This window comes from Tamaricihabitans halophyticus (genome assembly GCF_004340875.1).
Lineage (GTDB): Bacteria > Actinomycetota > Actinomycetes > Mycobacteriales > Pseudonocardiaceae > Tamaricihabitans > Tamaricihabitans halophyticus.
The window spans coordinates 1-13567 of record NZ_SLXQ01000019.1 but is presented as its reverse complement, the minus strand read 5'-3'; the positions used below and the strand labels follow the sequence as shown (position 1 = coordinate 13567).

Sequence of the window (13567 nt, the reverse complement as noted above, 5' to 3'; positions counted from 1 at the left end):
TTGGCGCGGTCGGTGGCTCCTACGCGCTGCGATAGAGCTTCGTGAGGGTGAACTCCCGGTGGTTGAGCGCTTCTGATGCGGTGATTCGGCCGTTGATGGTGCGTTCCACCAGGTCGATCAGCGCTTCCCCTGCCTGTTCCACTGTGGACTCTCTGCTGAGCACGTCGGAGCAGTCCACATCGATGTGGTCGGCCATCGAGTTTGTCGTGTGCGGGTTGGCGCTGATCTTGACCACGGGTTGCACCGGATTGCCGATCACGTTGCCCTGGCCGGTGGGGAACAGGTTCACCACGCCACCGCCCGCGGTCATCAGCGTGACGCATTCCGCCGCGGCCGAGGATGTGTCCATGAAGTTCAGTCCGGGTTTGGTTGGCGCCTCGGCGGGTGCCAGCGCGCCAACGATCGGCACCGAGCCGGTTTTCACGATATTTCCCAGCGCCTTCTCCTCGATCGTGGACAGTCCGCCCGCGATATTGCCCTGGGTCGGTTGCGAGCCGAGCAGGTTCGCTCCGGTCTGCTCGATCATCTCGATGTAGCCGTCGTAGAAACCCTGGAATCGCGCGCGCACCGCATCATCCACGCAGCGTTCCGCGATCAGGTGCTCACCGCCGGTGAGTTCGCTGGTCTCCCCGAAGATCATGGTCCCGCCGGATTCCACCCACTGATCCACCAGGTACGCGGTAACCCGGCAGGAACCCAGCCCGGTCGTCGTGTCGGATTCACCGTCTTTGGTGGACAGTACGATTTCCGATCGTTCCACTGACTCGCGGGTGAGCTCGCTCGCGTCCTGCAGGAACTTCTTGGCGTAGCGCGAGGCTTGTTCGATAACCCGCAGGTCGCCTAGCCCTTCAATGGATACCCGATGTACTGGTTTGCCCGTTTTCGCGATCCCGTCCGCGACCACGTTTGTCCAGTTGGGCTCGATACCGACGACGATCACGGAGGCGATGTTCGGATTCGCGCCAACGCCGATCAGCGTACGGAACGTGAGGTCAAGGTCCTCGCCGAACTGCAGCCTGCCGAACGCGTGGGGGAGCGGCAACGTGCCGGGCACCAGCGCCGCGATGCCCTCGACCGCGGCATTGGACAGGTCGTCTACCGGCAGGATAGCCACGTGATTCCGGGTGCCGACCGAACCATCCGGCCTGCGATACCCAGTCAGGCGACGCTGTTTTGCCACCGTGCGCTCCTAACATTGTGCGTGTGGACGTAGTTTCCGCGGCTGATGTCGGTAGTCGCGATGCCAATGGGCAGGCCGTACTCGATAACCTGCGCGCCCTTGGCGATCGCGGTGAGCGCTACCTTGTGACCAAGGGGAACTCGCTGGTCGAGTTCGACGCGTTCGGTGGCGTCGCTGTCCAGGTAGCCACCCTCGGCGGGGCCCGGTTCCAGATCCCGAACCGCGACTGCCACCGCGTCACCAGTGCGGTGCGCCAGGAAGTCCGGCGAGGCTGCGGTCATTTCTCCTCGTTTCAATCTACCATTAGGTCAGTGGTCTTACCTCTACGTAACTACGGTAGGAGTGCCTGCTAGTGGTGTCAACGTGCCGACGGTGCGTTTACACGACCGCCGGGCTGGGATAGCTTGACCCCCGGGCAGAGGTCAAACCTCTGATCGTCAGACATGCTGGCACGCCGGACTCGTGACGCCGGGCGGCTAGCCAGGGAAAGTGAGGCGATGTGGCATCGGGCAAACTCGCCGGACCGGTTGCCGTGGTGGAGGATGTGGCTGGTGCGGCGCTGGACCGGCTCGCACTCACTCACGATATTCGCTGGGAGCCGGACGCCTGGGTGGACCCGGACCTACTGCGCCACGTGATGTGCGAGGCGCATGCCGTGGTCGTGCGGAACAAGGCGCAGATCACCGCACAACTACTTGATGCGGCACCGGATTTGCGAATCGTGGCGCGTGCGGGTGTCGGCTTGGACAACATCGATATCGCTGCCGCGAATGCCGCTGGGGTCGTCGTTTCCGCGGCTCGCGGGGCCAACGCGGTGAGCGTTGCCGAGCACACGGTGCTGCTCGCCCTCGGCGTGTTGCGCGACGTTGTGGCACAGGACCGTGCCGTCCGAGATGGGACCTGGAACCGGGTGCCCGGTAGGGAGCTGTCCGGGAAGACATGGGGACTGCTTGGCCTCGGTGCCACCGGCCGCGCCGTTGCCGAGTTGCTGCGTGGTTTCCGGATGCGGGTCGTTGCGCACGATCCCTACGTGTCGGTGGCTGAGCCGTGGGTCGCGACGACCGGGGTGGAGCTGACGGACCTGGATACCGTGCTGGGCGCGGCGGATGTGCTGAGCGTGCATCTACCGGAGACCGCGGAGACGGCAGGGCTACTCGACGCCGTGCGGTTGGCCGCGATGAAGCCCAATGCGGTACTGGTCAACGTCGGCCGTGGTGCGGTCGTTGACGAGCAGGCGCTCGCCGACGCGGTGCGAGCAGGCGCGCTTGGCGGCGCGGGACTCGATGTTCGTGCGGTCGAGCCGCCCGGCGCGAGCCCGCTCGACGCGGTTTCCCGGGTTCTCTACACCCCACATATCGCCGGGATCACCGAGGAGAGCCAGGAGCGGATTGTTCAGCTCCTTGCCGAGGACATCGAGGCCGTACTCGCTGGGCAGTCGGCCCGCAACGCGGTGGGCTCCGTCGGTAAGGCGCGCTGAATGCCTACCGTTGCGGAACTGCGCGACATGGCGGAAGCGTTGCTGGGCGCGAGCGGGGTGCCGGCGCCAGCGGCGAAGCGGACGGCCGAACTCATCGTCCTTGCTGACGTGTGGGGCATCCCTTCACATGGCCTGCTGCGGTTGCCGCATTACCTCGCGCGGCTACACGGGGGAGGGTGTCGTGCCGATGCGGAGCTCACCCCGATGTCCGATTCGGGCGTTGTCGCCAGCTTCGACGGCGGCGCCGGACTGGGCCACTGGCAGCTGTGGACCGCCGCGCAGCAGGCGCGGGATCGCTGCCTGGACACCGGGATCGCGGCCGTGGCCGTGCACAACTCGTCACACTGCGGCGCACTCGGCAGCTATGTCTATCCCGGACTGGCCGAAGGGCTGGTCACTCTGGTGGTCAGCAACGGACCGCCAGCCATGCCGCCGTGGTCTGGCCACACGCCGGTGTTGTCCACCAGCCCGATCGCCGCGGGATTTCCGGCAGCGCCAGCGCCGATCGTGATTGACCTGGCAACCAGCGCGGTCGCCAGGGGGACGGTCGCGGCGCACGCGCAACGCGGCGAGGCACTCGAACCTGGCTGGGCCTTCGACGCGAATGGGAAGCCAACCACTGATCCGCGGGCCGCGATGAGCGGGATGCTGGCACCGCTTGGTGGAGCCAAAGGTTACGTGCTCGCGCTGCTGGTGGAATGCCTCACCGGCGCGCTGGTAGGCCCGACGCTCTCGGGCCAGGTAGCGGATATGTTCGACCGCGCCGATGACGCCAAGCCGCAGGGCATTGGGCACCTGGTGCTGGCGCTGCGGCCGGAGTCCTTCGGCCCCGGCGCCACCGAACGGTTCTCTTCGCTCGTCGAGTCAGTGCGCAGTGCCGGTGGGCGCACGCCCGGTCTCGATCGCACGGCACCCGATGCCGTTGACCCGGGACAGCCCGTGGAGCTGGCACCGAGCACGGCTGACCGGCTCGCCGAGTGGCAACACACACTCGGACTGGGGTGAGCCGGTCGCCCGGTTGGCTGGGGAGAGGTACAGTGGACTGACCAGTTGACCGGAGGAGGGCTTCGTGGGCGCAGGGTTATGGGAGCCGATCCGGCCGCCGGGATCGCTCGCGGCGCGGATTGCCGAGCGCGTCGAGGAGCTGATGACGGCTGAGCAGCTCAAGCCAGGCGATCGGCTGCCGCCCGAACGGGAACTGGCCGCGATGCTCGGAGTCAGTAGACCGTCGCTGCGCGAAGCCATCCGGTCACTTGCCGCGCGCGGTCGACTGTCCGTTCGGCACGGTCAGGGCGTGTTCGTCGAGGCGCCGTTGACCGCAAAGCGGTTGGCAAGCAGCCTGCGCTCAGACGAGCACGATCTGGACGAGCTGTACGCCATGCGTGAAGTGCTCGAAGTGCCGGCTGCGGGTTGGGCGGCGAAAAACCGCACCGAAGCGGGTATGGAGCTGTTGGACGAGGCCTACCGGGAACTGACGGACGCGGCCAACGGCCAGGCCGAGTGGGACGAACTGCAGCGGCTGGACGCGGGTTTTCACGAAGCGGTCGTGCGCGTCGCGGGAAACCGGTTCTTATTGCGGACGCTTGGCGTGCTGAACGAGATCATGGCGGCGGGGATGGAGACCACGCTGCGCCATCCAGGACGGCTGCGGCAGTCAGCCAAGGAGCATGCGCGCATCCTGGAAGCGATCAAGGACGGCGATTCGCGCGGCGCGCGGGCGGCCGCGCGGGCGCATATCCGGGGCGCCCACACGGCCGCCTTGCGCTACGTCGAACAGCAGGCCCAAGAGCGGGGCTGAGCGACTCAGCCGAGCCCAACCAGGGCGATCGTCGCCGGCATGATCAGCACCACCAGGATGATCCCGAGTAGATCGAAGGCGAACCCGGAACGCACCATCTTGGTGATCGGTACCGCCCCTGATCCGTAGACGATCGCGTTCTGCGGCGTCGACACGGGCAGCATGAAGCCGAGCGACACCGCGAAGGTGGCGGCGAGCGCGGGGACGAACGGATCGACGCCGGCTTGTGCCGCCACCGGGATGAGGATTGGTACCACGACAGCGGCCGCCGCCGTATTCGAGGTGGTTTCGGATACCAGCACCGCGAGCGCGACGGAGAAGATCAGGATCGCTATTCCGGTACCCAAGCCGAGCGCGTTGGCCGCACCCTGACCGATCCGCTCGGCGAGCTTGGTGCTTTCCAGCAACGAGCCGAAGATGATCCCGGAGCCGAAGAGCAGGATCGTGCCCCAGTCGATCTTGCTCGCGTCCGTCCAGGTGAGGGTGAATTCGCGCCTGGACCAGTTCGTCGGCAGGAAGAACAGCAGCGCGGCGCCGAACACCGCGACGATACCCTCGTCGAGGTGTTGGCTGACCGCGTCGTAGGCGGCGGATTCGCTACCCGCTATCAGCGCCACGAAGCCGGGTGCGATCCAGAGGCCCACGGTTACCGTGAAGGCGATCAGCGTATTGCGTTCGGCCCGGGATAACGTGCCAAGCTTTTCCCGCTCCTGCGCCACGTATTCCTCGATACCGCTGAGTCGCTTCAGCTCCGGTCGGTTCAGCAGAAGCAGCACTACGGCGAGAACCACGAACAACGCCAGGCACAGTGGCAGCGCCATCAGGAACCAGTCGAGGAACGATATTCGTGTTCCGGTCGTATCCTCGATGATCGCCCGGCCAATGAGGTTTGGCGCTGAACCGATCGGGGTGAGCAGGCCGCCTACGCTGGAACCGTAAGCGAGCATCAGTAGCAAGGCGACCCCAATCCGGAGCCGCAGTGGGTCAAACGGCGCGTTCGTTGACTGGTGCCGGCGAACGAGTTCGGCGATCACGCCGAGAATCCCGACTGCGGTCGGCAACAGCATGGCGACGGTCGTGGTGTTCGTAATGAACGCGGAAAGCAGCACGGTGATGAGCCCAAAGGCCCAGACGACGCGCGCCGCGCTCTTCCCCACGCCGGGAAGCGACAGGATCCGAAACGCGAATCGCTTCGCGAGCCCATGCCGAAGCATTGCCTGGGCGAGGATGAACGCTCCGATGAAGACGAACACCGTGGACGTGCCGAACGGCGCGAGTACCTCGTCCGCTGGTGCCACGCCGAGTAGCACGATCAATGCTATGCCAATGAGTCCGCCAGCCGGGATGGGTACTGGTTCGCAGACCCAGAGCACTACGACGCCGAGCAGGATCGCGGCCAGCTTGTGCTGGTTCGGTTCGAGTCCGGTTGGCAGCAGCAGAAAGATGCCGACGATAAGGGGCGCGAGGACGAAACCCACCGTGCGCCGGGCGCGTTCGAAACGTTCCTCTTTGGGGGACAGTCGTTGTTCACCGAGGCTGCGGTATGTCCCACCGGAAAGTAGCGCGGAGGTGACATCGGTGCGAGCGCTATCCGGCGTATTGGCAGGATCGGATGCCTTGCTCACCTCTGAAGCCATGCCCCGCACCATAACCAGCCAGTGAGCTGTACCACTACCCCTGACTCATATTGAGATCAGTTGACAGAGGTCAGACCGCGCTAGTAGTGCTCGGTCCGGTCGCGCACGGGCACAGGTGTGACGAGTGGAACCATCCGATGTGCTTCTTTCCGGGTCAGCGCTCGATTAGCCTGCGAGTCACGGTAGGTGACTGGCGGGGTGGTATGCGCGCGCAGGGGCGGGCTTGCCTGGGGCCCACGTGCCCGCATGGTCGGTGTTGCCGTGGATAGGGAGTGCGGCTGTGTCGACGGTGATCGTGCTCGGCGCCGGTGCCGTGCTCTTCGCCGCTTTCCTTGGCGGTCTCACCGGGTTCGGCTACAACCTCATCGTGATGCCGTTGATGTTGTTGATCGGGATACCGGTTACGACCGCGGTGGTACTCAACCTGGGAATCGCGCTGCTCACCAGGCTGGCGGTGATTTTCCGGTTGTGGTCCTACATTCACTGGAAACGCGCCTTGTTCGTCGTGGGTGGAAGCGCGCCTGGTTTGGTGGCCGGCACGTGGATTGGTGGCACGCTGGACGAAACGGTCTTGCGGGTCGTCACTGGATCGCTCGTACTGGTCGCGGCTCCGTTGATGCTGCTCCGGCGTAAGGCGGGTATGCGTCGCTCAGGGGCGCCCTACGCGCTCGCCGGATTCGTTGGCGGGACGCTCGGTACCACGACATCACTCAACGGGATTCCCGTCGCCATTACACTCTCCGGTGAGGACGATGACCAGCGCAGGTTCATCGCCGACCTGGCGGTTTTTTTCGTGCTGAGCAACATCATCGCGCTGGCCCTGCTGGTTGGCAGGGACGGGATCGCCGCCGCGGACTTGCTGCTGCTTGGCTACTGGATTCCCGGGGCGCTGCTCGGCAACTGGCTTGGCACCGCCGTCGGCACACGCGTTTCGCAACGTACATTCCGGTTGCTCACCTGCGTTTTCGTGATGGGTGCCGGTGTGGCCACCCTCGCGGCAGCCTGAGGCATTTCGTGGCGTACGGCTGGCCACCGTCGCGTTGACACTCCCCGCTCGCATGCGGTACGCCTGCATGGGGGAGGCGGGACAGAGGTCAAACCACTGGAGGCGACGATGCCGGCAGAACAAGCAATCTCGAGGGAACGTCTGACCGAACCGCCCGGCGAGATCTACACCTCCACGATCCTCGAGCCGAGTTATCGGTTCATGCTTGCCGAGTACTTCGAGCCACTGCTGCGTACCAACGAAGCGTGGGCCGTGATGCTCGGGGACACCGGTATCGTCGAACCAGCCAATGTGCGCGCGTTACTGGCCGCGCTGGGGCGGCTGACCGAGGAAGGCGCGGAATCCTTCCGCGAGTTCAATCCGGCACATGAGTACTTTTACTCGCATATCGAACACCGTCTCGCGGACTACGCGGGTGGCAACGCCGCGGGTGAGATCAACCTCGGCCGCACCCGGCCCGAACCGCTCACCAGGATGGCTCTGCGGGAACGGATTCTGCGCGTCAGCGAAGAGTTGGTCGAGCTGATCGACGCGCTACTGGGGATCGCTGAACGGGAAGCCGATACCGTGATGCCGCAGTGGACCCATATGCAGCCGGCCCAGCCGTCCACGTTCGGGCACTACCTGCTCGGTATCGTCGGCGCGCTGGAGCGCGACACCGAGCGGCTCAGGGCCGCCTACCGAAATACCAACGTCTGCACCCTGGGATGTGGTGCGCTGGCCGGCACGTCCTATCCGGTCGACCGGGATCAGGTAGCCGAGCTACTCGGTTTCACGGGGGTGCGGGACAACACGATCGACTGCGTGGCATCCGGGGACTACGCGCTCGAAGTCGGGAGCGCGATCGCGCAGCTGGGTACCAACCTGAGTCGTTGTTGCGCTGATCTCTACGTGTGGCACACCGACGAGTTCGGGCTGGTCGAGATCGGCGACTCATACGCGGGTTCGAGCAGCATGATGCCGCAGAAGAAGAATGCCTACCCGTTCGAATACATCCGAGCGCGCGGCGCACGCGCCGTCGGCGAGGCGACCGCGGCCTTCGGTGCCTTGCACAACACGAACTTCGGCGACATCAAGGATGTCGAGGAGGAAATGGTGCCGCCGATCTTCCGCGCCTGTGACGAGATGGCCGACTCGCTTCGGCTGCTCAGGGGCACCGCGCAAACCCTCCGGGTGCACCGGCAGCGGTGCGCATCCCGGGCGGCCGCTGGATTCTCGACCGCGACGGAACTGGCAGCGGTACTGCACCGGAACACCGATCTCGACTACCGATCCGCGCATCGGGCCGTCGGGCACTTGGTGCTGCTTGCCACCCAGCGCGGCCGCGAACCGGACGATGTGGACGGCGCGCTGCTGGACGAGGCGGCGACGGAGGTACTCGGCGGCCCGGTGGGGCTGAGCGACGCACAGGTTCGCGCGGCACTCGATCCGACGACATTTGTCGCGGCACACCGGGTTCGGGGCGGCCCCGCGGCGGACTCGGTACGCGAAGCGCTCACCCGAGCACGGCAGACCGCGTGGGAAGCTCGGACGGATCTGGCTGACCGGCGTGCCCGGCTCGCCACCGCGGCGCGGCGGCTGCGCGAGCGGGTCGACGGCTACCTCGGGCGGGGCTAGCAGATGCGAAAACGTGCCAACAAGGCAAAGACACCGTTGCGCGTCGTCGTCTCGCGCAGTGACCCCACCGAACCCGACGAATTCGAGGTTTCGAGGATCCAACCGATGATGGTGTTGGACGTACTGCTGGCCATCCAACGCGAACAGGACCCGGCGATCGGATTCCGGTACTCCTGCCGGGTTGGCATGTGCGGCACCTGCACGGTGCGATTGGACGGCAGGTCGGTGCTGGCCTGCCAGACGCCCGTTCCCGCGAACGTAACGCGCATCCGGATTGATCCACTCGCGGGGTTGCCGGTTCTGCGTGATCTCGTGGTGGATACCGCACCCTTCTGGCAAGCGTGGGAAGCGGTGCGGCCCTACCTTGTGCCGAAGGACCCAGAAGCCGGAATGGACGGTGCGCCAGCAACCATCGAGCCGGACTCGGCAGAGCGAAAACAGATCGACCCGGCGCTGGACTGCATCGGTTGTGCCGCATGCTTTTCCAGCTGCGGCATCGCGAGCGCGCGGAGGGACTTCCTTGGGCCTGCCGCACTGAATCGCGCGATGGTGTTGATCGCGGACAGCAGGGATCAGGCCAGCACCGAACGGCTTTCCGTGGTGGGCACCGATTCGGGGGTGGACCGATGCCACTACATCTACGGCTGTACCTCGGTATGTCCAAAAGGGCTGGATCCGGCCGCGGCGATCCGCCGGCTGCGGAAGTGGCGATTCGATGACACACGGTGAGACCGGCGGCGGGCGCGGCACGAGTCCGTGGCCGCAACCCCTCGAACTGGATACCGATATCGCCGTGGTGGGCAGTGGCGGCGCGGGTCTGATGTGCGTACTACATGCGGCGACCGCTCGTCCGGAGCTACACGTGACCGTGGTGAGTAAAGGTGCGGTCGGACGTTCCGGTTGCACGCGGATGGTGCAGGGCGGGTACAACGCGGTACTCGATCCACGCGATTCGGTGGAGCTACACTTCCAGGACACCTTGGCCGGCGGGAAGTTCCTGAACGACCAGGAGTTGGCGTGGACCCTCGTCAACGACGCGCCCCGGGTGATCAACGAACTGGAAACCCGGGTCGGCTGCTTCTTCGACCGAGCTCCGGATGGCCGGATTCACCAGAAAGCCTTTGCCGGCCAAGCCTTCGACCGCACGGTACATCGCGGGGATCTGACCGGAATCGAAATCATGGGCCGGTTGCGGGATCAGATGTTCCGCCTCCGACCGCATGAGCTGGAGGACGTTCGCGCGCTCGACCTGATTCGCGACCCCTCGGGTTCACTTGCTGGATTGACCGCGGTGGACATGCGCAGCGGTCGGCCGATCGTGCTGCGCGCCCCGGTCGTCGTGATCGCGACCGGCGGCGCGGCGACGATGTACCGGGTTGCCGCGCCAGCACGGGAGAAGACCGGGGACGGGGTGGCCATGTGCCTGCGTGCCGGATTACCGGTTCGCGATATGGAGATGCTGCAGTTCCATCCGACCGGCTTGCTCGCTGGCCGGGCGCGGATGACCGGCGCGGTGCTCGAGGAGGGCCTGCGTGGCGCCGGCGCCTATCTGTTCAACGCCGAGGGCGAGCGGTACATGGCCCGATACGATCCGGAGCGGATGGAGCGTGCTACCCGCGATGTGGTCGCGCGCGCCGGGTATCTCGAGATCGCGCGGGGACGCGGCACCGAGGACGGTGGCGTGCTGATCGATATCTCCCATCTGGGCGTGCGGGAGGTCGAGAGCCGCTTTCCGGGAATGGTCGCGCGGACCAGGCAGATCGGTCACGACCTGGCCCGTGGACCCGTGCCGGTCTCACCGACGGCGCATTTCCACATGGGTGGGGTGCTGATCGACCGCGATTGCCGTACCGAGCTCGATGGTCTGCTGGTCGCCGGTGAGGACGCGGGCGGCACCCACGGCGCGAACCGGCTGGGCGGCAACGGCGTCGCCGAATCGACCGTCTTTGGCGCCCGGGCTGGTGATATGGCCGCCGAACTCGCTGCCCGTGGGACGGCGCTGGTTCCCGATCCGGCCGAGGTGAATCGGTCGTTTACCCGCGCGTTCGGACCGCTGAAGCGGGAGTCCGGCGGATGGCCGTTCGCCTTGACCAACCGGCTCAAGGAGCTCATGTGGCAGCGGGTTGGCGTGGTGCGGGATGCCGAGGGCTTGGCCGAGGCGGCTAACGAACTGGCGGAACTCGCCGTGGAGGTTGACCAGGTCGCCGTTCCGGGCGGCCCCGCGGTCAACTTCGGCTGGCAGGAAGCAATGGATCTGGTCAATCAGGTCACCGTCGCACGGGCGATCGTGCATGCGGCGAGCTGGCGTACCGAAACCCGGGGAGCGCATGCCAGGGCGGACTTCCCGGATGCGGCCACCCAACCGCGTTATCTCGTGCAGCGCTACGCCGAGGGTGCGGACGCGCCCAGCGAGTTGATCGGCAGCGTGCACGAGGTCGAGTTCAGCCGGCTCAGTCCGGAGGAAGCAAAGGGAGTGCGTCAATGAGCCTGCCGCAGTTCCTGTTCTTCTGCGTATTCGCACTGGTGGCCGTGGCGATCATGGCGTTTGGTTGGTACGTCGTGCGCGCCGCGCGGGTCGACGACGGTGGCGAGTACCCGAGCCGGCGGCTACTCGCGCGGCTGGCCAGGCCAGGGGCCGACCGGGCGGAGCTACAGCGCTGGGCGTTCTACCTGCATCGCATCAGCGGGGTCGGGCTGTTCATGTTCCTGGTGATGCACGTTGGCGACGTGAGCCTGTACGCCATCTCCAGGGAACTGTACGACGAGGTGCATCAGGTCTACGGGACTACGCCTATGCGCGTGGTCGAGGTGCTGCTGCTGTTCGGCTTGTTGTTCCACGCGCTCAACGGGCTGCGGCTGATCGTGGTGGACATCGCGGACCTGGGACTGCGGGCGGCGACTCGCGGGTTGTATCTCGTTGCCGGTTTGACACTGGTCGCCGGCAGCGCGGGCGGCGCGGTCATCATGTGGCCGGTGTTCGGATGACGGCCGCGTCCGCACAGTCCCGAGACGGGCAAGACGTGTCCGGTACGCGGCCGCTCGCCGCTGGCCTCCGACGCAGGCGGACCGGCTACGTGCTGCTGCGGATCTCCGGGCTGTTGCTCACCGTGCTGGTGCTCGGCCACTTCGCGGTGACCCACGTGACCACGGACGTGGCCGATACGGACTCGCGGTTCATCGACGAACGGTGGGCATCCGCGTTGTGGATCGGCTGGGACGGGCTGATGCTCATCGCGGTGGTGCTGCACGCCGTGCTCGGGCTCTGGGCGGTGGTAGCCGATTACACCGTGGGGCGACGGCGAAGGGTGTACTGGGCGATCGTGCTGACCGTGGCGGCTGGGGTGCTGGTCGTGGGCCTCGGGGTGCTGGCTATCGCCGTTCTCGCGCACTAGCTGTGCCGTTAACCGGCTTGCGGGTAGGGGGCCGGTGTGGTGGAAGATGGCGCCCGTGAGTGAGCACATTCTTGACGAGTTGTCCTGGCGCGGCCTGATCGCGCAGTCCACCGATCTCGACGCGCTGCGACGCGAGCTGGATAGCGGGTCGGTGACCGTGTATGGGGGTTTCGATCCCACGGCGGCCAGCTTGCACCTCGGTCATCTTGTGCAGATGCTCGTACTACGCCGATTCCAGTTGGCTGGGCATCGCCCGGTGCTGCTCGCGGGTGGTGGGACAGGACTGATCGGCGATCCAAGGGACGTCGGCGAGCGTTCCCTGCACTCCGCGGCGACGGTGCGCGAGTGGGCGGGCAGGCTTCGTGGCCAGCTCGCGAAATTTGTTGACTTCGAGGACCCGAAAGTGCCGCCGATCGAGGTGAACAATCTCGACTGGACCGAATCCATGCCGGTCACCACGTTCCTCCGCGACGTCGGCAAGCACTTCTCGATCAACACGATGCTGGCCAGGGATACGGTCAAGCGACGGCTGGAATCCGACGGTATGTCCTACACGGAGTTCAGCTACATGCTGCTGCAGGCCAACGACTACCGCGAACTGTTCGAGCGGCATGGCGTACGGCTGCAGATCGGTGGCTCTGATCAGTGGGGCAACATCCTCGCTGGCGTCGACCTGATCCGAAAGGTGCACGGAACAGCCGTGCATGCGCTGACCACGACCTTGATCCTGGACTCCGAGGGGCGCAAGCTCGGCAAGTCCACCGGTGGCGGAAGCCTCTGGCTGGATCCGGAGATGACCTCGCCGTACGCCTGGTACCAGTACTTCATGAACCTTTCGGACGCGGACGTCGTCAACTGCCTGCGGCTGTTGACCTTCCTGACTCGGGAAGAGATCGCGGAACTCGACACGGCGACGCGGGAGCGACCAGCGGCCCGGGAGGCACAGCGCCGGCTGGCCAAGGAGCTCACCGACCTGGTGCACGGTCCGGCGCAGACCGAGCAGGTAATCGCCGCCAGCCAGGCGTTGTTCGGTCGGGGCGAGCTGGCCGAACTTGCCGAGGCAACGCTGGACGCGGCGATGGCCGAGGTGCCGACCGGGGAGGTACGGCTGGCCGATGCGCCGACCGTACTCGAACTGCTGACCGCGACTGGACTGTGTGACAGCAAGGGTGCCGCGCGGCGAGCCGTTCAGGAAGGCGGCGCCTACGTGAACAACCAGAAGATCACCGAACTGGACTGGCGGCCGGATGTGAGCCAGGTATTGCACGGTCGGTGGTTGGTGGTGCGGCGCGGCAAGCGGCACGCCGCTGGTGTTCGCGTCGACGTATAGGTTGCGGCCCGCCGGTGGACGTTAGCCGCCGGTGGGCCCTGTTACCTGGGGTTTTGTGGTTTGGGGGACCCCCTGTTTTGGGGGTGTTGGGGTGGGTGTAATGTTTCGTTCTGCCAGCGCGGGGCGGGCC

Annotated in this window: 13 protein-coding genes; 10 read left to right on the top strand and 3 right to left on the bottom strand. The window is 66.0% G+C overall.

Going from position 1 to position 13567, the window contains the following annotated elements; translation table 11 throughout:
* Positions 1–19: 19 nt before the first annotated feature.
* Together EV191_RS26335 and EV191_RS26330 are read right to left on the bottom strand one after the other, a co-directional pair.
* Positions 20–1180, bottom strand: coding sequence for a UxaA family hydrolase (locus EV191_RS26335; RefSeq protein WP_132880345.1), 1161 nt, complete (start codon positions 1178–1180; stop codon positions 20–22).
* Positions 1159–1461 (bottom strand): UxaA family hydrolase, encoded by a 303-nt coding sequence (locus EV191_RS26330; protein WP_132880343.1) that lies wholly within the window; start codon positions 1459–1461, stop codon positions 1159–1161. Before EV191_RS26330 ends, EV191_RS26335 begins: the two co-directional genes overlap by 22 nt.
* A gap of 218 nt (positions 1462–1679) precedes the next feature.
* On the opposite strand from EV191_RS26330, the gene EV191_RS26325 reads away from it, so the two are divergent.
* The 3 genes from EV191_RS26325 to EV191_RS26315 all read left to right on the top strand — a co-directional run bounded on the left by EV191_RS26325 (position 1680) and on the right by EV191_RS26315 (position 4455).
* Positions 1680–2657, top strand: coding sequence for an NAD(P)-dependent oxidoreductase (locus tag EV191_RS26325; protein ID WP_132880341.1), 978 nt, complete (start codon positions 1680–1682; stop codon positions 2655–2657).
* Complete coding sequence (locus EV191_RS26320; protein ID WP_132880340.1) at positions 2658–3662, top strand: Ldh family oxidoreductase; 1005 nt, start codon at positions 2658–2660, stop codon at positions 3660–3662.
* Positions 3663–3726: 64 nt separating this feature from the next.
* Complete coding sequence (locus tag EV191_RS26315; protein WP_243659244.1) at positions 3727–4455, top strand: FadR/GntR family transcriptional regulator; 729 nt, start codon at positions 3727–3729, stop codon at positions 4453–4455.
* A 5-nt stretch (positions 4456–4460) separates the two neighbouring features.
* Here the strand turns inward: EV191_RS26315 and EV191_RS26310 are convergent, their stop codons facing one another.
* On the bottom strand, positions 4461–6092 hold the full coding sequence (locus EV191_RS26310; RefSeq protein WP_132880338.1) for an SLC13 family permease: 1632 nt from the start codon (positions 6090–6092) through the stop codon (positions 4461–4463).
* 280 nt (positions 6093–6372) lie between these two features.
* Here EV191_RS26310 and EV191_RS26305 point away from each other — a divergent pair, with 280 nt between their 5' ends.
* The 7 genes from EV191_RS26305 to tyrS all read left to right on the top strand — a co-directional run bounded on the left by EV191_RS26305 (position 6373) and on the right by tyrS (position 13437).
* Positions 6373–7098 (top strand): sulfite exporter TauE/SafE family protein, encoded by a 726-nt coding sequence (locus EV191_RS26305; protein WP_165913109.1) that lies wholly within the window; start codon positions 6373–6375, stop codon positions 7096–7098.
* A 108-nt stretch (positions 7099–7206) separates the two neighbouring features.
* Complete coding sequence (gene argH / locus EV191_RS26300) at positions 7207–8715, top strand: argininosuccinate lyase (RefSeq protein WP_132880335.1); 1509 nt, start codon at positions 7207–7209, stop codon at positions 8713–8715.
* A 3-nt stretch (positions 8716–8718) separates the two neighbouring features.
* Positions 8719–9444 (top strand): succinate dehydrogenase/fumarate reductase iron-sulfur subunit, encoded by a 726-nt coding sequence (locus tag EV191_RS26295; RefSeq protein WP_132880333.1) that lies wholly within the window; start codon positions 8719–8721, stop codon positions 9442–9444.
* Positions 9431–11200 carry an L-aspartate oxidase gene (locus tag EV191_RS26290; protein ID WP_132880332.1) on the top strand — a complete coding sequence of 590 codons (1770 nt, stop codon included), beginning with the start codon at positions 9431–9433 and terminating at the stop codon, positions 11198–11200. The genes EV191_RS26295 and EV191_RS26290 overlap by 14 nt, the downstream gene beginning before the upstream one ends.
* Positions 11197–11700, top strand: a complete 504-nt coding sequence (sdhC, locus tag EV191_RS26285; RefSeq protein ID WP_132880330.1) for a succinate dehydrogenase, cytochrome b556 subunit — start codon at positions 11197–11199, stop codon at positions 11698–11700. Before EV191_RS26290 ends, sdhC begins: the two co-directional genes overlap by 4 nt.
* Positions 11697–12107, top strand: a complete 411-nt coding sequence (locus tag EV191_RS26280; protein WP_132880329.1) for a succinate dehydrogenase/fumarate reductase transmembrane subunit — start codon at positions 11697–11699, stop codon at positions 12105–12107. The genes sdhC and EV191_RS26280 overlap by 4 nt, the downstream gene beginning before the upstream one ends.
* A 55-nt stretch (positions 12108–12162) precedes the next feature.
* On the top strand, positions 12163–13437 hold the full coding sequence (gene tyrS, locus EV191_RS26275) for a tyrosine--tRNA ligase (protein ID WP_132880327.1): 1275 nt from the start codon (positions 12163–12165) through the stop codon (positions 13435–13437).
* Positions 13438–13567: the final 130 nt, after the last annotated feature.